Annotated in this window: 18 protein-coding genes and 1 tRNA gene; 17 read left to right on the top strand and 2 right to left on the bottom strand. The window is 62.6% G+C overall.

Features of this window, described 5'->3' with window-relative positions; all coding sequences use genetic code 11:
- Positions 1-193 precede the first annotated feature (193 nt).
- From ndk to SUTH_RS05310, 16 genes are all read left to right on the top strand, one after another.
- Complete coding sequence (gene ndk / locus SUTH_RS05235) at positions 194-619, top strand: nucleoside-diphosphate kinase (protein WP_041097610.1); 426 nt, start codon at positions 194-196, stop codon at positions 617-619.
- Positions 620-625: 6 nt separating this feature from the next.
- Entirely contained in the window at positions 626-1,765 is a 1,140-nt protein-coding gene (rlmN, locus tag SUTH_RS05240) for a 23S rRNA (adenine(2503)-C(2))-methyltransferase RlmN (RefSeq protein ID WP_052473283.1), read from the top strand.
- Positions 1,762-2,550, top strand: coding sequence for a type IV pilus biogenesis/stability protein PilW (gene pilW / locus SUTH_RS05245; RefSeq protein ID WP_041097612.1), 789 nt, complete (start codon positions 1,762-1,764; stop codon positions 2,548-2,550). The genes rlmN and pilW overlap by 4 nt, the downstream gene beginning before the upstream one ends.
- Complete coding sequence (locus SUTH_RS05250) at positions 2,543-3,430, top strand: helix-turn-helix domain-containing protein (protein ID WP_041097614.1); 888 nt, start codon at positions 2,543-2,545, stop codon at positions 3,428-3,430. Before pilW ends, SUTH_RS05250 begins: the two co-directional genes overlap by 8 nt.
- Complete coding sequence (gene ispG, locus SUTH_RS05255; RefSeq protein ID WP_041097616.1) at positions 3,427-4,680, top strand: flavodoxin-dependent (E)-4-hydroxy-3-methylbut-2-enyl-diphosphate synthase; 1,254 nt, start codon at positions 3,427-3,429, stop codon at positions 4,678-4,680. The genes SUTH_RS05250 and ispG overlap by 4 nt, the downstream gene beginning before the upstream one ends.
- 45 nt (positions 4,681-4,725) lie before the next feature.
- The gene (hisS, locus tag SUTH_RS05260) at positions 4,726-6,033 is read left to right on the top strand and encodes a histidine--tRNA ligase (protein ID WP_041097617.1); all 1,308 of its coding nucleotides are present in this window, start codon (positions 4,726-4,728) and stop codon (positions 6,031-6,033) included.
- Positions 6,020-6,685 (top strand): YfgM family protein, encoded by a 666-nt coding sequence (locus SUTH_RS05265; RefSeq protein ID WP_041097619.1) that lies wholly within the window; start codon positions 6,020-6,022, stop codon positions 6,683-6,685. Before hisS ends, SUTH_RS05265 begins: the two co-directional genes overlap by 14 nt.
- A gap of 5 nt (positions 6,686-6,690) precedes the next feature.
- Positions 6,691-7,836, top strand: a complete 1,146-nt coding sequence (bamB, locus tag SUTH_RS05270) for an outer membrane protein assembly factor BamB (protein WP_041097621.1) — start codon at positions 6,691-6,693, stop codon at positions 7,834-7,836.
- 47 nt (positions 7,837-7,883) lie between these two features.
- Positions 7,884-9,242, top strand: a complete 1,359-nt coding sequence (gene der / locus SUTH_RS05275) for a ribosome biogenesis GTPase Der (RefSeq protein WP_052473285.1) — start codon at positions 7,884-7,886, stop codon at positions 9,240-9,242.
- 83 nt (positions 9,243-9,325) lie between these two features.
- Positions 9,326-9,562, top strand: coding sequence for an RNA chaperone Hfq (gene hfq, locus SUTH_RS05280; RefSeq protein WP_041097623.1), 237 nt, complete (start codon positions 9,326-9,328; stop codon positions 9,560-9,562).
- A 90-nt stretch (positions 9,563-9,652) separates the two neighbouring features.
- The gene (hflX, locus tag SUTH_RS05285; protein WP_041097625.1) at positions 9,653-10,768 is read left to right on the top strand and encodes a ribosome rescue GTPase HflX; all 1,116 of its coding nucleotides are present in this window, start codon (positions 9,653-9,655) and stop codon (positions 10,766-10,768) included.
- A gap of 65 nt (positions 10,769-10,833) precedes the next feature.
- Complete coding sequence (gene hflK / locus SUTH_RS05290) at positions 10,834-12,111, top strand: FtsH protease activity modulator HflK (protein WP_041097627.1); 1,278 nt, start codon at positions 10,834-10,836, stop codon at positions 12,109-12,111.
- A 59-nt stretch (positions 12,112-12,170) separates the two neighbouring features.
- Positions 12,171-12,986: a protease modulator HflC gene (gene hflC / locus SUTH_RS05295; RefSeq protein ID WP_231851135.1), complete on the top strand. Its 816-nt coding sequence runs from the start codon at positions 12,171-12,173 to the stop codon at positions 12,984-12,986.
- Between the two features lie 21 nt (positions 12,987-13,007).
- On the top strand, positions 13,008-13,193 hold the full coding sequence (locus SUTH_RS05300; RefSeq protein WP_041097631.1) for a DUF2065 domain-containing protein: 186 nt from the start codon (positions 13,008-13,010) through the stop codon (positions 13,191-13,193).
- A gap of 5 nt (positions 13,194-13,198) precedes the next feature.
- Entirely contained in the window at positions 13,199-14,362 is a 1,164-nt protein-coding gene (locus tag SUTH_RS05305) for an ATP phosphoribosyltransferase regulatory subunit (protein ID WP_041097633.1), read from the top strand.
- Between the two features lies 1 nt (position 14,363).
- Positions 14,364-15,674: an adenylosuccinate synthase gene (locus tag SUTH_RS05310; RefSeq protein ID WP_041097635.1), complete on the top strand. Its 1,311-nt coding sequence runs from the start codon at positions 14,364-14,366 to the stop codon at positions 15,672-15,674.
- Between the two features lie 79 nt (positions 15,675-15,753).
- Here the strand turns inward: SUTH_RS05310 and SUTH_RS05315 are convergent.
- Positions 15,754-15,838, bottom strand: a tRNA-Leu gene (locus SUTH_RS05315).
- A 41-nt stretch (positions 15,839-15,879) separates the two neighbouring features.
- Here SUTH_RS05315 and rnr point away from each other — a divergent pair.
- Positions 15,880-18,114, top strand: a complete 2,235-nt coding sequence (rnr, locus tag SUTH_RS05320; RefSeq protein WP_084207265.1) for a ribonuclease R — start codon at positions 15,880-15,882, stop codon at positions 18,112-18,114.
- Between the two features lie 86 nt (positions 18,115-18,200).
- Here rnr and rpmG read toward each other — a convergent pair whose 3' ends face one another.
- On the bottom strand, positions 18,201-18,368 hold the full coding sequence (gene rpmG, locus SUTH_RS05325) for a 50S ribosomal protein L33 (RefSeq protein WP_041097637.1): 168 nt from the start codon (positions 18,366-18,368) through the stop codon (positions 18,201-18,203).
- Between the last annotated feature and the right edge of the window lie 3 nt (positions 18,369-18,371).

Consider the following 18,371-nt stretch of genomic DNA (forward strand, 5'->3'; position numbering starts at 1 on the left):
CGGAAACAAAGGCCCGGTGATCCCGGGCCTTTTCTTTTTGTGCTCGTGACAGCGGCGCAAGCCCGGCTCCAGCCAAGAAACTGAGCTAAAATATCAAGTTAGCTATTTATGTCCGCAACAGCTCGTTGTGGACGGGATCCCCCGGTGGGATGTCTGATCGCTACCTGTAATTCAACCTGTTCTGGAGAAAGTAATGGCTGTCGAACGCACCCTGTCGATCATCAAACCCGATGCAGTTGCAAAGAACGTGATTGGCAAGATTTACTCCCGCTTCGAGACCAACGGTCTCAAGATCGTTGCCGCACGCATGATTCATCTTTCGCGCCAGGAGGCGGAGGGTTTCTACGCGGTGCATAAGGCTCGTCCTTTCTTCAAGGATCTCGTCGAGTTCATGATTTCCGGCCCGGTGATGGTCCAGGTACTCGAAGGCGAAGGCGCAATTGCCAAGAATCGCGACCTGATGGGCGCCACCGATCCGAAAAAGGCCGAAGCGGGCACCATCCGCGCCGATTTCGCCGACAGCATCGATGCCAATGCCGTGCATGGTTCCGACGCGGCGGAAACCGCCGCCGTTGAAATCGCCTATTTCTTCCCCGCGCTGAACGTCTATTCGCGCTAAGAGTCGATGGCGACAAACCTCCTCGATTTTGATGCGGAAGGCCTGACAGCCTGGTTCGCGCAGCAGGGCGAAAAGCCTTTCCGCGCGCGCCAGGTGCTGCGCTGGATGCATCATTTCGGGGAGAGCGATTTCAATGCGATGACCGACATCGCCAAGTCGTTGCGCGACAAGCTGATCGCCACGGCCGCCGTATCGCCAGCGCCGACTATCAGCGACAAGTTGTCGGACGACGGCACGCGCAAGTTCCTGTTCGATGTCGGCAACGGCAATGCGGTGGAAACCGTCTTCATTCCCGAGGATGATCGCGGCACGCTGTGCATTTCCTCCCAGGCGGGTTGCGCGCTGGAATGCGCGTTCTGCTCCACCGGCCGCCAGGGATTCAACCGGAACCTGAGCACCGCCGAGATCATCGGCCAGCTGTGGCAGGCCAACCGCGCGCTGGGCTATGCGCCGACGAGCGGCGACTGCGGCGAGCGAGTCATCAGCAATGTCGTGCTGATGGGCATGGGCGAGCCGCTGGCCAACTTCGACAACCTGGTGCCGGCGCTGCGCCTGATGCTGGATGACAACGCTTACGGCTTGTCGCGGCGGCGCGTTACGGTATCGACCTCGGGCATCGTGCCGGCCATGGACCGACTGGCCGAGACCTGTCCGGTGGCCCTGGCGGTTTCCCTGCATGCGCCGACCGACGGCCTGCGCGACAAGCTGGTGCCGATCAACCGCAAGTATCCGCTGGCCGAGCTGATGGCGGCGTGCCAGCGTTATCTGGTTCATGCGCCGCGCGATTTCATTACCTTCGAGTACGTGATGCTCGACGGCGTCAACGACAGCGACGCGGATGCGCGCGCGCTGTTGCATCTGGTTCGCGACGTTCCCTGCAAGTTCAACCTGATTCCTTTCAACCCCTTCCCCGCTTCCGGCTTCAAGCGTTCGCCCGCCGAGCGCGTCAGGCGCTTCGCATCGATCCTGATCAATGCCGGCATCGTTACCACGACACGCAAGACGCGCGGCGACGACATCGATGCCGCGTGCGGACAGCTGGCCGGAAAGGTGCAGGACAAGTCGCGGCGCGTGATCCGTGCCACGGGTGCAGCCACCGGATCGGCTGCCACTTCTACTTCTGCTGGAGTCGCATTGCACCCATGAACAAGACGATTGCCGCAATTGGATTGGTGTTCCTGCTGGCCGGCTGCACCGTAACCGGGGGCGGTTCGGGAAAAGGAGCCCAGCAGGCTGTTTCCGCGCAACCGGCGGCAAACGAAGAGCAGCAGCGGGCCAAGGTGCATACCGAGCTGGGATCGCTGTACATGCTCGATGGCCGTTCGGCGATAGCACTCGAGGAAGCGCGCATTGCGCTCTCCGTCGATCCGAATTACGCGCCGGCCTACAACCTGCTGGGCCTGACCCATATGGTGCTCAACGAAGCGAAGCTGGCGGAGGAAAACTTCGAGAAGGCGCTGCGTCTGGCTCCGGGCGATCCGGAAATCAGCAACAACTTCGGCTGGTTCCTCTGCCAGAACGGCCGCGAGAAGGATTCGATCGCCTACTTCATGGCGGCAGCGAAGAATCCGCTCTATACGACGCCGACCAAGCCATACACCAACGCCGGAATCTGCTCGTTAGGCCTGAAAGACGACAAGGCGGCCGAAGAGTACTTGATGACGGCATTGCGTTTGTCGCCGACCAACACCCAGGCATTGTTCTGGCTGGCCGATATTGCCCATCGGCAGGGACGTCATTCAGAAGCGCGGCAGTGGACTACGGATATCGAAAAAATGGTGGAGCCGACGGCGGAAGTCATCTGGCTCGCTTTACGCATCGAGCGCAAATTGGGCAATCGCGATGCCGAGGCACGCTATGCCTCGCAACTGCGTCGCCGGTTTCCGGGATCTCCGGAACAACGCCTGCTGATCCAGGGGCAATATGACTGAAACGCAAGCAACCGAGAGTCTCGACACGGAAGCCGTTGAGGGCGTGTCGGCAGATGATGTCCCGGCGGAGGTGACGGAGGTTGTCGCGCCGACTGAATCGGAGACACCCGGAGCGGTGCTGCGCCGGGCACGGGAAGCGCGTGGCCAGTCGATTCCGGATGTGGTGCAGGTGATCCGCTTCAGCGCACGCCAGATCGAAGCGCTGGAGCGCGACGATTACGCGAGCCTGCCCGGTTCCACGGCGGTGCGTGGCCTGGTGCGCAACTATGCCAAGTTTCTCAAGCTCGATGCGGCACCTCTGCTGGTGCAGCTTGAACCGGCGGTGCCGGTTCCCGAGGCGGATGTCCGTCCGCCCACCAACATGGGCGAAGCCGAGCAGCCGACGCTGGTCGAGCGGGTGCCGCCCAGGTTCATTGTCGCCGGAGGTGTGGCCCTGCTGCTGGCGCTGGGCGGGTACTGGCTTGCGACTTTGCCGGCCGACGGCGGACTGTCGAGTTTTTTGCGCGGCATGTCGGGCGGTCCTGCCGCGGTCAGGTCGGGGAGTGTCGCGGTTCCGGTGGTGGCTCCCGTGGTGCAACCGGCGCCGGCAGTGGTGGCCGAAAGCGCTCCCGTTGCCGAAAACGCAGCATCCGCGCCGCCTCCGTTTGCCGGGTTGCGCGTCGAGTTCGACGATCATTCCTGGATCGAAATTCGCGATGCGACGCAGAAGGTCGTGTTCGTCGGTGAATATCCCGCCGGCACCCGTCAGAATGTGGAAGGCAAGGCGCCGTTCCAGGTCTGGGTCGGCAGGGCGTCCGGCGTGCGCATGTTCATGGGCGAGCGCAGCATCGATCTCAAGCCGCATACCCGCGAAGAAGTCGCCCGGTTTACCGTCGAATGAGCGAGTCGCCCCGAGTTCAACTGGCGCGGCGCGCAAGCCGTCTCGTCATGGTGGCAGGAGTCGGCGTTGGCGGTACGGCGCCCGCATCCCCCGTGGTCATCCAGTCGATGACCAATACCGACACCGAGGATGTGTTCGGCACCGCGATGCAAGTGGCGCAGCTGGCGCGCGCCGGATCGGAACTGGTGCGCATCACGGTGAATACCCGCGAGGCCGCCGCCGCCGTGCCGAAGATCCGCGAGCGTCTGGCGCAGATGAACGTCGACGTGCCGCTGATCGGCGATTTCCATTTCAACGGCCACAAGCTTCTGGCGGAACATCCGGCCTGCGCCGAGGCGCTGGCCAAGCTGCGCATCAATCCGGGCAACGTCGGCAAGGGCGCCAAGCGCGACGAGCAGTTCGCGCAATTGATCGAAATCGCCTGCAGGTTCGACAAGCCCATCCGCATCGGCGTCAATTGGGGCAGTCTCGATCAGTCCCTGCTGGCTCGCATCATGGACGAAAACGCCAGGCGTCCGGAACCGAAGGATGCCACCGAGATCATGCGCGAGGCGATGGTGACGTCCGCTCTGGAGTCGGCGGCGCAGGCTGAGCAGTTCGGGCTTGGTGGCGATCGCATCGTGCTGTCGTGCAAGGTTTCCGGCGTGCAGGACCTGATCGCGATTTATCGCGAACTCGCGGCGCGCTGCGACTATCCGCTGCATCTGGGACTGACCGAGGCGGGCATGGGCAGCAAGGGAATCGTTGCCTCGACCGCGGCGCTCAGCGTGCTGCTGCAGGAAGGCATCGGCGACACGATACGCGTGTCGCTGACGCCCGAGCCGAACGGTGACCGCACGCGCGAGGTGATCGTTGCCCAGGAAATCCTGCAGACCATGGGCCTGCGCGCCTTCACGCCGCTGGTGGCGGCATGCCCCGGTTGCGGGCGCACCACCAGCACGGTATTCCAGGAACTGGCGCAGGACATCCAGAACTACGTGCGCGAGCGCATGCCGGAATGGCGCCTTGCCCGTGTCGGCGTCGAGAACATGACGCTGGCCGTGATGGGCTGCGTGGTGAACGGGCCCGGCGAAAGCAAACACGCCAGCATCGGCATCTCGCTGCCGGGCACCGGCGAAGCGCCGGTGGCGCCGGTGTATATCGACGGCGAGCGCGTCGTCACCCTGCGCGGCGAGAACATATCCGCCGAATTCCGCCAGATCGTTGACGACTACGTTTCGAGAAAGTATCCGGAAAGAGCGAGTCACTGATCGCGATTGGCACAGCACCATCGTGCCTGCCGAAATAGACAAAACATGAGCCAGACATTGCAAGCCGTCCGCGGCATGAATGACATCCTGCCGGTCGAAGCCGAACTCTGGGAGCAGTTCGAGGAGTCCGTGCGCGACTGGTTGGGCGCCTACGGCTACCGTCCGATCCGCATGCCGATGGTGGAACCGACGCCGCTGTTTGCCCGCGCCATTGGCGAAGTGACCGACATTGTCGAAAAGGAAATGTATTCCTTTGAGGATGCCCTGAACGGCGAGAGCCTCACCTTGCGTCCGGAAGGCACCGCGTCCTGCGTGCGCGCCGTGCTGCAGCACAACCTGCTTTACGACGGGCCCAAGCGCCTCTGGTACATGGGACCGATGTTTCGCCACGAGCGGCCGCAGAAGGGGCGCTATCGCCAGTTTCATCAGGTGGGTGTCGAAGCGCTGGGCTTTTCCGGCCCCGACATCGATGCCGAACAGATCGCGATGTGCGCCCGGTTGTGGGATGACCTCGGGCTTGAGGGTATCCGCCTCGAAATCAATTCGCTCGGCCAGAGCGAGGAGCGGGCACGCCATCGCGCCGCTTTGCTGGCCTATCTCGAACAGCACCATGAGCAACTGGATGCCGATGCCCAGCGCCGGCTGCACAGCAATCCCCTGCGCATCCTGGATACCAAGAATCCCGCAATGCAGGCGCTGGTCGAGGCGGCGCCAAAGCTGATCGACTATCTTGGCGAGGAATCCATCAGGCATTTCGAGGGCGTGCAGCAACTGCTCAAGGATGCCGCGATTCCGTATCGCATCAATCCGCGCCTGGTGCGCGGGCTGGACTATTACAACCTCACGGTGTTCGAGTGGGTCACAGACCAACTCGGCGCGCAGGGCACGGTGTGCGCCGGCGGCCGTTATGATGGCCTCGTCGCGCAACTCGGCGGCAAGCCTGCGCCAGCCTGCGGTTTCGCCATGGGCATCGAGCGCCTGCTGGCGTTGTGGCAGGATCAGGGCCATCGTCACGAAGCCCCGGTTCCCGATGCCTACTTCGTGCATCAGGGTGAGGCCGCCGGCCGGTTTGCCTTTCGCGTCGCCGAAGCCCTGCGCAGCGCCGGATTTTCGATCCACCTGCATTGCGGCGGAGGCAGCTTCAAATCACAGATGAAAAAAGCCGACGCTTCCGGCGCGCCGATTGCACTGATAGTCGGCGATGACGAGACGGCGGCAAATCAGGTTAGCGTAAAACACCTGCGTTCCGGCTTCGATCAGCCGGCCGAACAGGTGCGTGTGAGTTTCGACGAACTGGCCGATCATCTCGGCGATATTCTTTTCCCCCTGGAAGACGACAATGGCAACCTATGACCTCGAAGAACAGGAACAGCTCGACGAGCTGAAGACCTGGTGGAAGATGTACGGCAATCTGGTGACCGGTATCCTGGTCGTCGTGGCGCTGGCGGTGGCCGGATGGCAGGGCTGGAACTGGTGGCAGCGCCAGCAGTCGGCGCAGGCGTCGGCACTGTTCTCCGGGCTGCAAACGGCGACGATGCAGCGGGATGCCAAGCGGGCGCGCGAGCTGGCCGGCGAATTGATCGACAAGTATTCCTCCACATCGTATGCCGGCATGGGTGCGATGCTGGCGGCGCGCGCGCAGCTCGAAACGGGCGATGCGAAGAACGCCCGGGCACAACTGGCATGGGCCGCGGAGAACGCCAGGGATCCGGGGCTGCGCGAATTGGCGCGCCTGCGACTGGCCGCGGTGATGCTCGACGAGAAGGCCTACGACGAGGCCATGAAACAGCTTGCCACCGAGCCGGCCGCCGCATTTGCGCCGCGCTTTGCGGAATTGCGTGGCGACATTTTTGCTGCCCAGGGAAAAACCGAAGAAGCGCGCAATGCCTACGATGGCGCATTGGCAAAGTTCGACGCCCTGGCCAAGGACGATGAAACCCGGCAGCGCAGCGGCTACAAGGAAGTGCTTCAGGCCAAGCGCGATGCGCTCGGAACGGGCAAGTGAAAATCATGCGGTTGCCATTGCTGGTTGTGGTTTCAGCACTGATGCTGGGTGCCTGCTCGACGGTCGAGAAGCTCAATCCTTTCAGCTCCAGCGCACCCAAGATCAAGCCGGCGGAGCTTGCCACCATCCAGCCGACTGCGGAACTGAAAAGTCTCTGGCAGGCGAATGTCGGCAGGGCGGGCGAGTTTACGTTTTCACCCGCCGTGGTGGATCGCAGCGTGTACGCGGCTGCCCGCGATGGAACGCTGGCCCGTTTCGATGATGGGCGTCAGGTCTGGCGGATTGCCGCCGGCCAGACGGTTTCCGGCGGCGTCGGCAGCGACGGCAAGCTGGTGGCGGTCGGCACGCCGAAGGGAGAAGTGCTGGCCTTCGACGCGGCAAGCGGTCGCGAAATCTGGAAGGCGCGCGTGAGCTCGGAAGTTCTGGCTGCGCCGGCGGTGGCGGAGGGACTGGTCATCGTTCGCTCCGGCGATTCGCGCATCTTCGGTTTTGACGCAGCCGATGGCAAACGGCGCTGGGTCTATCAGCGCAGTACCCCAACCCTGTCCTTGCGCTCGAATGTCGGCGTGGTGCCGGCGGGGAAAGTCACGCTCGCCGGATTTCCCGGCGGCAAGCTGGTTGCCATCGCCAACAACAACGGCGCGGCCGTGTGGGAAGTGACGGTGGCGCTACCCAGGGGTGCGACCGAACTGGAGCGTGTCGCCGATGTCACCAGCTCGCCGGTAGTAATCGGCAGCAGCGTCTGTGCGGCGGCATTCCAGGGGCGGGTCGCCTGTTTTGATGCCAACAGCGGCAATACCCTCTGGTCGCGCGACATGTCGTCCAGCGCGGGTCTCGACGTGGACAACCGCTACGTATATATCGCCGACGACAAGGGTGCAGTGCATGCGCTGGATCGCAGCAGCGGGGCCAGTATCTGGAAGCAGGACAAGTTGTCCAATCGCGGTCTTTCGCGGCCCCTGGCACTGGGCGGACACGTCGCCGTCGCGGACTACCAGGGCGTGGTGCACTTGTTGCGCCGCGAGGACGGCGCCTTTGCCGCGCGTGCCAACACCGACGGCAGCGCCGTGCGGTCCGAGCCGGTGCGTTTTGGGGCCGGCCTGCTGCTACAGACTGCGAACGGCGGACTGCATGCGCTGGAAGCGCGTTAGTTTCGGCATGCACATGAAGCATTGGATTCCGGCGATGCCGGCTTAGGATGAAACCAACCCTTGTAATTGTCGGCCGGCCGAATGTCGGCAAATCGACCCTGTTCAACCGCCTCACGCGCTCGCGCGATGCGCTGGTGGCCGATCAGCCGGGACTCACCCGGGATCGCCATTACGGTCATGGCCGCCTGGGAAACAAGCCCTATCTGGTCGTCGATACGGGCGGCTTCGAGCCGCAGGCCAAGGAAGGCATCGTCAAGGAAATGGCGCTGCAGGCCGAGGCCGCCATCGCCGAAGCCGATGTGCTGATTTTCGTGGTCGACGTGCGCACCGGTCTGACCTCGCAGGACAAGGTGATTGCCGATCTCCTGCGCCGGAGCGGGCGTCCGCTGCTGCTCGCGGCGAACAAGGGCGAAGGCATGGATCGGGCGGTGGTCTCGGCGGAGTTCTACGAGCTTGGCTGCGGCGCTCCCTGCGTGATTTCCTCCGCCCATGGCGAGGGCGTGCGCGAACTGGTCGAGCTTGCGCTGGCGCCGTTTCCCGATGAGAGTGAGGCGGACGAAGAGTCGGCCGGTCCCCGGGTCGCCATCGCCGGCCGCCCCAACGTCGGCAAGAGCACGCTGATCAACACCCTGCTCGGCGAAGACCGCGTGATCGCCTTCGACATGCCGGGCACCACGCGCGATGCCATCGAGGTTCCCTTCGAGCGCAACGGCCGCGCCTACACCCTGATCGATACCGCGGGGTTGCGGCGCAAGGGCCGCGTGTTCGAGACCATTGAAAAGTTTTCGGTGATCAAGACCCTGCAGGCTGTCGAGGAAGCCAATGTCGTGGTGTTGATGGTCGATGCCACCCAGGAAATATCCGACCAGGACGCGCACATCGCCGGATTCATCATCGATGCCGGGCGCGCGCTGGTGGTTGCGGTGAATAAATGGGATGCGGTGGATGACTACCGCCGCGAGCAGATCAAGCTGGACATCACGCGCAAGCTGAACTTCCTGGGTTTTGCCCGCGTCCATTACGTTTCGGCCTTGAAGGGGCAGGGCATCGCCGGCATCCTGTCGTCGGTCGACAAGGCTTACGCCGCAGCGATGGCCAAGATGTCGACGCCGAAACTCACCCGGGTGCTGATTGCCGCCGTGGAAAAGCAGACACCGCCGCGCCACGGGGCCTTCCGTCCCAAGCTGCGCTATGCACACCAAGGCGGCAGCAATCCGCCGATCATCGTGATCCACGGCAATGCGCTGGAGCACATTCCGGCGTCGTATACCCGCTATCTGGAGCGCTATTTCCTTGAGGCCTTCAAGCTGCAAGGCACGCCGTTGCGCATTCAATACAAGACCACCACGAATCCCTTTGCCAGTGAAGGTCGCCCCGCAAAGCAGAAGCTCCGCCGCGAAAAGTGAAAGTCGGCGCTGGTGGCACGGCGAACCAAAATCGATTACAGTATTTGACTCAAAAAACCAGTAGCTATAAAAGGATCACCAACATGAGTAATAAAGGGCAAATGTTACAAGACCCGTTTCTGAACACGCTGCGTCGTGAACACGTTCCGGTTTCCATCTACCTGGTCAATGGCATCAAGCTGCAGGGGCAGATCGAATCCTTCGACCAGTATGTGGTTCTGCTCAAGAACACGGTGACGCAGATGGTGTACAAGCACGCCATTTCGACGGTGGTTCCCGCTCGCCCCGTCAATTTCGCCCAGGAAGCCGAAGCCGATTGATATGTCCTCGTGCGCTTGCGCCGGGGACGGTATCCCCCGGTGGGACCGCTTCGGGCTGTTGTCGGCGATTGCCATGAGGGCATCGCGCTGATGTTCGAGCGTCCCGCCAGTGGCGAGAATGCGGTTCTGGTGCAACTTGATTTCGGTGAAGGGGACTTTGCCGAGCGATTGTCGGAATTCAATCTGCTGGTCGGCAGCGCCGGCGCACGGTCGCTGGCGGTAATTTCTGGCAAGCGGGCAAGGCCCGACCCCGCACTGTTTGCCGGCAAGGGCAAGGTGGCCGAAATTGGCGATGCCGTGGGGCTGCACCAGGCCGACGTCGTGATTTTCAACCACGAGCTTTCCCCCGGCCAGCAGCGCAACCTCGAACGCACCCTGGAATGCCGCGTGGTCGACCGCAGCAGCCTGATTCTGGACATCTTCGCCCTGCGCGCGAAAAGCCACGAAGGCAAGCTCCAGGTCGAACTCGCCCAACTCCAGCATCTGGCCACCCGGCTGGTGCGCGGCTGGACTCACCTGGAGCGGCAGAAGGGCGGCATCGGCTTGCGCGGCCCCGGTGAAAAACAGCTTGAAACCGACCGCCGCCTGCTGGGAAAACGTGTCTCGCTGCTCAAGGACCGCCTGAAGCAACTGGAACGCCAGCGCGAAGTGCGCCGGCGCGCGCGAACCCGCGGCGAGGTACTGGCGATTTCGCTGGTGGGTTACACCAACGCGGGGAAGAGCACGCTGTTCAACGCCTTGACCCGAGCCGGCGCCTACGCCGCCGACCAGTTGTTCGCCACGCTCGATACCACGTCGCGTCGGCTGTTCATCGAAGGCGCCGGGCCGATCGTTCTGTCGGACACCGTCGGCTTCATCCGCGACTTGCCGCACGCTCTGGTGGCGGCTTTCCAGGCGACCCTGGAAGAAACCGCCCAGGCCGACCTGCTGCTGCACGTCGTCGATTCGGCCAGTGCCGATCGCGACCAGCAGATGGCGGCGGTGGGTGCGGTATTGGAAGAGATCGGGGCGCTCGATGTGCCGCAAATCCTGGTGTGGAACAAGGTCGACCTGACCGCCGCCAGCCCCGGAATCGAGCGTGATGACTGTGGTAACATTTCATGCGTTCGCTTGAGCGCCCGCACCGGGGCCGGGGTATCCTTGCTGCGTGAGGCTCTGGCCGAAGTGGCGAGTCGGCATGACGAAATTCCCGCTGCTGCAGCCTGATATTTGCCTGACGTTTTTTCCTTCTCGACTACCCAAACCAAACAAACGTGATAGCTGGAATCCTGATGTCCCTGAATGACCACGGCTGGGGCAACCAGCCCGGTGGTGGCAAGCGCGGTGGTGGCAATCAAGGCCCTCCCGATCTCGAAGAACTCTGGCGCGATTTCAATCGCCGCTTGTCGGGCCTGTTTGGCAACAAGGGCAACAGGGGCGGCGGTGGTGACGGCGGCGGAGGTGGCGGGGACAATCGCATGCCGTCGATCAGCCCCAGGCAGTTCGGTGGCGGCATCGGGGTCGTCATGATGCTGGTGGCGGCTGTCTGGCTGGGCAGCAGCTTCTACATTGTCGACGCTTCGCAGCGTGGCGTCGTGCTTCAGTTCGGCGCCTTCAAGGAGTCCACCGAGCCCGGCCTGCGCTGGCGCCTGCCGTGGCCGATCCAGAGCCACGAAATCGTCAACCTGACAGGGGTGCGGACGGTCGAAGTCGGCTACCGCGGTTCGGACAAGAACAAGGTTTTGAAAGAGGCCCTGATGCTGACCGACGACGAAAACATCGTCATGGTGCAGTTTGCGGTGCAATACCTGCTCAGGGATCCCAAGGCCTATCTGTTCAACAACCGCCATCCCGATGATGCTGTCATGCAGGCGGCGGAAACCGCGATTCGCGAGGTGGTCGGCAAGAACAAGATGGACTTCGTGCTTTACGAAGGGCGCGACCAGATCGCCGCGAACACGCAAAAGCTGATCCAGGAGATTCTCGATCGCTACGACACCGGGATTCAGGTCCGTTCGGTCAACATGCAGAGCACCCAGCCGCCGGAACAGGTGCAGGCGGCGTTCGATGATGCCGTCAAGGCGGGACAGGACCGCGAGCGGCACAAGAACGAAGGGCAGGCCTACGCCAATGACGTGATTCCCAAGGCGCGCGGCGCGGCTTCGCGGCTGATGGAGGAGGCGACCGGCTACCGGCAGCGCATCATCGTCACTGCCGAAGGTGACGCCTCGCGCTTCAAGCAGATTCTCACCGAATACAGCAAGGCACCGGAAGTGACGCGCAGCCGCATGTATCTCGAAACCGTGCAGCAGGTTTACGCGAACACCAGCAAGGTGATGATCGACGCCAAGGGCCAGGGCAACCTGCTTTATCTGCCGCTCGACAAGCTGATGCAGGCAACTGCAGCCACTGCCGCAGCGCCGGTGGCAGCGGAGGCTGCCGTAGTTCCGCGTGGCGTCATATCCGGGCCGGCCGCCGCAACGGATGCACCGCCACAGACCGAGCGTACCGCACCGGGTGATGTGCGTACGCGCGGCAGCCTGGGCTCGCGTGAGCGGGGAGAACGTTGATGCAGCGCCATTTGTCTTTCGTCGCATCATTCCTGTTCGGACTTCTGGCGCTGTTTGCCATGACGATCTTTACGGTCGATCAGCGCCAGTTCGCGATCATCTTCCAGCTTGGCGAGATCAAGGAAGTCATATCCGAGCCGGGTCTGGCATTCAAGTGGCCGCTGATCCAGAACGTGCGGATTTTCGACAAGCGCATCCTGACCATGGATACGCCCGAACCCGAGCGTTTTCTGACAGCCGAGAAGAAGCCGGTGCTGGTGGATTCCTTCGTCAAATGGCGCATCCATGACGTCAAGCAGTACTACGTTTCGGTCGGCGGCGACGAAACCCTGGCCAGAACACGCCTTGCACAGACCGTCAATGCCGGATTGCGCGAAGAATTCGGCCGGCGTACGGTGCACGACGTGGTGTCCGGCGCGCGCGACGACATCATGGTTGTCGTGAAGAAGAAGGCGGATGCGGACATGCGCAACATCGGCGTTGAAATTGTCGATGTGCGGCTGAAGCGAGTCGACCTGCCGCCGGAAGTCTCCGAGTCCGTTTATCGACGCATGGAAACCGAGCGCAAGCGCGTGGCCAACGAATTGCGTTCCGAAGGTGCCGCCGAAGCCGAGAAGATCAAGGCCAATGCCGATCGTCAGCGCGAGGTAATTCTGGCCGAGGCCTATCGCGATGCGCAGAAGATCAAGGGCGAGGGCGACGCCAAGGCTGCCGCGCTATACGGCCGCGCGTTTGGAGAGAACCCCGAGTTCTATGCCTTCTATCGCAGCCTCGAGGCCTATCGTGGCAGCTTCAAGAACAAGAGCGACGTGATGGTGATCGAACCCAATTCCGAGTTTTTCAAGTACCTGAAGAACAGCGGCAAGGGCAAGTGACGGGGCTGGTATCAGTTTGAAATGGTCAATACGCTGCTGCTGGCTTTCGCCCTGATGCTGGTGATCGAAGGCCTCCTGCCCTTTCTCGCACCCCGCGTATGGAGGGAAACCTTCCGTCGCGTGACCGAGCTCACTGATGGACAGGTCCGTTTCATCGGACTGTCGTCAATGGTCGTGGGTGTTGTCCTGCTTACCGTCTTCCGTTGACCGTCATGACAAATCCGCGCTGGCTGCTGCCCGAAGCGATTGAAGATGTGCTGCCGCGCGATGCGGCGCGCATCGAGGCGCTGCGGCGCGGCCTGCTCGACGAATTCGCCCGTCACGGCTACGAGTTCGTCATTCCGCCGCTGCTTGAATACGTCGAATCGCTGCTGACCGGCAGTGGCCACGATCTCGATTTGCGCACGTTCAAGCTGGTCGACCAGCTTTCCGGTCGCAGCATGGGCGTGCGTGCCGACATCACGCCGCAGGTTGCGCGCATCGATGCCCACCTGCTCAATCGCAAGGGCGTAACGCGGCTTTGCTATTGCGGCAGCGCGCTGCATACGCTGCCGGCCGGCTTCAACGCCACGCGCGAGCCGCTGCAGATCGGTGCGGAACTCTACGGCCATGCCGGCCTGGAGGCGGACATCGAGGCGATCCGTTTGCTGGCCGTGGCGCTTGGCCTTTGCAAGCTTGCCGCGTCGCGTTTCGACCTCGGCCATGTCGCGGTCTTTCGCGCCCTGGCCAAGCACGCCGGCCTTGCGCCGGAAGCCGAAGAGGAACTGTTTGGCGCGCTGCAGGGCAAGGACGTGCCGACCGTGCGCGAACTGGTAGCGGGCATTGCCGATCCCATCCGTTCGGCGCTGCTGGCCCTCCCGGAACTTTATGGAGACCGGCGGGTGCTGGACAGCGCGGCACAGATCCTGCCGGCCTTGCCCGAGATCACTGCGGCCCTGTCCGACCTGCGGCGTCTTGCCGATGCACTTGCCGACCTGCCCCTGAGTTTCGATCTGGCGGACTTGCGTGGTTACCACTATCACAGCGGCGTTGCCTTCGCCGCCTATTGCGCGGGCGCTGCCGGTGCGGTGGCGTTGGGCGGGCGCTATGACGATTTCGGCCGTGCTTATGGAAGAGCCCGGCCTGCTACCGGATTTTCCATGGACTTACGCGAATTGGCGCGCTTGTCGCCGAATGAGGCGCCGTGTGGGGCGATTCTCGCTCCGTGGCCGGAAGACGATGCTTTGCATGCCGAGGCATTGCGCCTTCGTGCAGCAGGAGAACGCGTGGTGCTGGCCCTGCCGGGTCATGAGGGCACGTGGCGCGAAGCTGGCTGCGACCGGATACTGGTACGCCGCGGCGACAACTGGATCATTGAATCCCTGAAGGAAGACTGAAATGGCAAAGAACGTAGTAGTCGTCGGCACCCAATGGGGCGACGAGGGCAAGGGCAAGATCGTCGATTGGCTGACCGATCATTCGCAAGGCGTGGTGCGCTTCCAGGGCGGCCACAACGCCGGCCACACGCTGGTCATCGGCGGCAAGAAGACCGTGCTGCACCTGGTGCCTTCCGGCATCCTGCGCGACGGAGTTACCTGCTATATCGGTAACGGCGTAGTGCTGTCGCCCGAGGCGCTGATTAAAGAACTTGACGAACTTCAGGCGGCCGGCATCGATGCCGAAGCGCGGCTGAAGATATCCGAGGCCTGCCCGCTGATCCTGCCTTACCATCAGGCGCTCGACGTGGCACGCGAAGTGGCCAAGGGTGCCAACAAGATCGGTACCACCGGCCGCGGCATCGGCCCTGCTTACGAGGACAAGGTGGCGCGGCGCGGTTTGCGTCTGCAGGACCTGACCAAGCCCAAGCGTTTTGCCGAACGGCTGGGCGAGATCCTCGAATATCACAACTTCGTGCTGAAGAGTTATCACGGCGCCGAGCCGGTCGATTTCCAGAAAGTGCTCGATGGCGCCATGGCCATTGCGCCGCGACTGACCAGGATGATTGCCGACGTGCCGCGTGCGCTTTACGATGCCCACCGGGGCGGCGCCAACCTGTTGTTCGAGGGGGCCCAGGGCACCTTGCTCGACATCGATCACGGCACCTATCCGTTTGTTACCTCGTCCAACTGCGTTGCCGGAGCGGCCGCAGCAGGCGCCGGGGTCGGACCGGGCATGTTGCACTACATCCTCGGCATCACCAAGGCCTACACCACGCGCGTTGGCGGCGGCCCCTTCCCGACCGAGTTGTACGATGCGGTGGACAAGCAGGATCCGGTCGGCAAGCACATGGCCACCAAGGGGCACGAATTCGGTGCCACGACCGGACGTGCCCGACGTTGCGGCTGGTTCGACGCCGCCGCATTGAAGCGGGCGATCCAGATCAATGGCATTTCGGGGCTGTGCATCACCAAGCTCGACGTGCTCGACGGCGTCGAGGAGCTGAAGATCTGCACGGGCTATCGCATCAATGGCGGCATTTCGGACATCCTGCCGGTAGGTGCGGATGATCTGGCGTGCTGTGAGCCCATCTACGAGTCGTTGCCGGGCTGGAAAGGCAGCACGGTGGGGGTCAAGACGCTTGACGGCCTGCCGGCCGAGGCTCGCGCCTACATCAAGCGCATGGAGCAGCTTTGCGACGTGCCGGTGGACATGATTTCCACGGGCCCCGATCGCGAAGAAACCATTGTTCTACGGCATCCGTTCGAATAATAACGCCGCGCAGAAAAGAAAAGGCCGCCCGGATTACTCCTGGCGGCCGATGCTCGTTCTCGTTTTCGCGTACCATGCTTGGTGCCCAGGAAGGGACTCGAACCCCCACGCCTCGCAGCGCTAGTACCTGAAACTAGTGCGTCTACCAATTCCGCCACCTGGGCAGGCGCGAAACGAGGCGCGAATTCTAAAGGAAAAAAACAGATTGTCAAACAAGTCGCATAGCAGCCACAAGCTTTCGAAAATTCGTCGCGCCGATCCGCAGTTCGAGCGCGAAAAGGCGCAGTACGAACATCCCCTGCCGAGCCGCGAGTACATCCTGCAAACGTTGACGGCGCAGGGCGCGCCGCTGGAGTTTGAACGTCTGGTGAGTTTGCTTGATGTTCAGCCGTTCGAGCTCGAACCCTTCCAGCGCAGGCTGGGCGCCATGGCGCGCGAGGCGCAGTTGATGCAGAACCGGCGCGGTGACTGGCTGATTCCCGACAAGGCCGATCTGGTGCGCGGCCGCGTTACCGGTCATCCGGATGGGTTCGGCTTTCTGGTTCCGGAGGAGGGCGGTGCAGACCTGTTCCTGTCAGCCAAGGAAATGGACAAGGTGCTGCACGGCGACAAGGCCATCGCACGCGTCATCGGTGTCGATCGCAAGGGCCGCCCGGAAGGCAAGATCGTCGAAGTCACCGAGCGCGCCAACCGGTTCGTCGTCGGACGGGTGATCGAGGAGCATGGTGTGCGCTTTGTCGCCGCGGAAAACAAGCGCATCAGCCAGGACATCCTGCTGGCGCCTCCCGAAAAGGGCGCGAAAAAGGCGCTGAAGGCCCAGTCCGGGCAGGTGGTGATGATCGAGCTCATCGAGCAGCCGAGCAAGCATTCGCAGCCCATTGGCCGCCTGGTCGAAGTGCTCGGCAACTATGCCGATCCGGGCATGGAAATCGAGATTGCGCTGCGAAAACACGAACTGCCCTACGAGTTTTCGACCGCGGCGCTGGCTGAAGCGAAGAGGCTGCCCGACGTCGTGCGCAAGTCGGACTGGAAGGACCGCGAAGACATCACCGGGCTGCCCTTGGTGACCATCGATGGCGAGACGGCCAGGGATTTCGACGACGCCGTATTTTGTGAACGCAAGGGCAAGGGCTTTCGCCTCATCGTGGCGATCGCCGATGTGTCGCATTACGTGACGGCAGGGGGCGCCCTGGATGTCGATGCCTATGCGCGCGGCAATTCGGTGTATTTCCCGCGACGGGTGATTCCGATGCTGCCGGAGAAGCTCTCCAACGGCTTGTGCTCGCTCAATCCAAAAGTCGAACGCCTGTGCATGGTCTGCGACATGGAGATCGCCGGCACGGGGGCGATCAGGCGCTACCGGTTTTATCCCGCGGTGATGTTCTCGCACGCACGCCTGACCTACGAAGAGGTGGCGGCTGCCCTTTACGAAAGGGATGCAGGTGCGCGTGCGCGCCTGGAACCGTTGTTGCCGCACCTCGAAGCTCTCGATGCGCTCTATCGGCAGCTCGCCAAGGAGCGCGTCAAGCGCGGTGCGATCGATTTCGAAACCGTCGAAACGCGCATGGTCTTCGACGACCACGGCAAGATCGCCCGTATCGAGCCCTATGAACGCAACGATGCGCATCGACTGATCGAGGAATGCATGCTGGCGGCCAATGTCTGCGCTTCCGAGTTCCTGCGCGAACGCGAGCATCCGTCGCTGTATCGCGTGCATGAAGGCCCGACGCCCGAGCGCCTGGTGAAGCTGCGCGATTTTCTCGGCACCTTCGGCTTCCAGCTGGAGGGCGGCGACACGCCGAAGGCCCAGGATTACGCCAGGCTGCTGGAAAAGATCGGCCAGCGGCCGGACCGGCAGCTCTTGCAGACCGTGATGTTGCGGTCATTGCGGCAGGCCATCTACAGCCCGGACAATGTCGGACACTTCGGTCTGGCCTACGAGAGCTATACGCACTTCACCTCGCCGATCCGCCGCTATCCCGATCTGCTGGTGCATCGCGCCATAAAGTCGGCGCTGGCGGGACGGCGCTACGAGCCGGGGAATTGGGAGGAGATCGGCCTGCAATGTTCCATGACCGAGCGCCGGGCGGATGAGGCCACGCGCGATGTCGAGGACTGGCTCAAGTGCTTCTACATGAAGGATCGTGTCGGCGAAATCTTCGAGGGCAGCATCTCTTCGGTGGTGCCCTTCGGCATCTTTGTCGCGCTGGATGGCGTATTCGTCGAAGGCCTGGTGCATGTGTCCGAACTCGGCCAGGACTATTTTCATTTCGACGAGAAGGCGCATGCCATGGTCGGCGAGCGCAGCGGCCGGCGTTTCCGTCTTTCCGACCGGGTGCGCGTGCAATTGACGCGGGTCGACATGGAGGCCAACAAGATCGACTTTCGTCTGGCCGATGCTGGCGATGCGGCGCCGGTGCGTGGAAGGCAGCGGCATTGACGGAAGATTGAAGCGCCCCGGCCGAGCCGGAAATCCAGACCAAAAAAAACCCGCCGATGGCGGGTTTTTCTCAAGGGTGCGCCGAATTACTTCAGCTTCACTTCCTTGTAGGCGACGTGCTTGCGCGCCTTGGGATCGTACTTCAGGAATTCCAGCTTTTCCGGGGTGGTCTTCTTGTTTTTCGTGGTCGTGTAGAAGTGTCCCGTGCCGGCTGTGGATTCCAGCTTGATTTTTTCGCGTCCGCCTTTGGCCATGAT

This window comes from Sulfuritalea hydrogenivorans sk43H (assembly GCF_000828635.1).
GTDB lineage: Bacteria > Pseudomonadota > Gammaproteobacteria > Burkholderiales > Rhodocyclaceae > Sulfuritalea > Sulfuritalea hydrogenivorans.

Coding starts and splice junctions, on each gene's coding strand:
- ndk (WP_041097610.1), top strand. CDS start 194: ATGGCTGTCGAACGCACCCTGTCGATCATCAAACCCGATGCAGTTGCA.
- rlmN (WP_052473283.1), top strand. CDS start 626: ATGGCGACAAACCTCCTCGATTTTGATGCGGAAGGCCTGACAGCCTGG.
- pilW (WP_041097612.1), top strand. CDS start 1,762: ATGAACAAGACGATTGCCGCAATTGGATTGGTGTTCCTGCTGGCCGGC.
- SUTH_RS05250 (WP_041097614.1), top strand. CDS start 2,543: ATGACTGAAACGCAAGCAACCGAGAGTCTCGACACGGAAGCCGTTGAG.
- ispG (WP_041097616.1), top strand. CDS start 3,427: ATGAGCGAGTCGCCCCGAGTTCAACTGGCGCGGCGCGCAAGCCGTCTC.
- hisS (WP_041097617.1), top strand. CDS start 4,726: ATGAGCCAGACATTGCAAGCCGTCCGCGGCATGAATGACATCCTGCCG.
- SUTH_RS05265 (WP_041097619.1), top strand. CDS start 6,020: ATGGCAACCTATGACCTCGAAGAACAGGAACAGCTCGACGAGCTGAAG.
- bamB (WP_041097621.1), top strand. CDS start 6,691: ATGCGGTTGCCATTGCTGGTTGTGGTTTCAGCACTGATGCTGGGTGCC.
- der (WP_052473285.1), top strand. CDS start 7,884: ATGAAACCAACCCTTGTAATTGTCGGCCGGCCGAATGTCGGCAAATCG.
- hfq (WP_041097623.1), top strand. CDS start 9,326: ATGAGTAATAAAGGGCAAATGTTACAAGACCCGTTTCTGAACACGCTG.
- hflX (WP_041097625.1), top strand. CDS start 9,653: ATGTTCGAGCGTCCCGCCAGTGGCGAGAATGCGGTTCTGGTGCAACTT.
- hflK (WP_041097627.1), top strand. CDS start 10,834: ATGTCCCTGAATGACCACGGCTGGGGCAACCAGCCCGGTGGTGGCAAG.
- hflC (WP_231851135.1), top strand. CDS start 12,171: ATGACGATCTTTACGGTCGATCAGCGCCAGTTCGCGATCATCTTCCAG.
- SUTH_RS05300 (WP_041097631.1), top strand. CDS start 13,008: ATGGTCAATACGCTGCTGCTGGCTTTCGCCCTGATGCTGGTGATCGAA.
- SUTH_RS05305 (WP_041097633.1), top strand. CDS start 13,199: ATGACAAATCCGCGCTGGCTGCTGCCCGAAGCGATTGAAGATGTGCTG.
- SUTH_RS05310 (WP_041097635.1), top strand. CDS start 14,364: ATGGCAAAGAACGTAGTAGTCGTCGGCACCCAATGGGGCGACGAGGGC.
- rpmG (WP_041097637.1), bottom strand. CDS start 18,368: ATGGCCAAAGGCGGACGCGAAAAAATCAAGCTGGAATCCACAGCCGGC.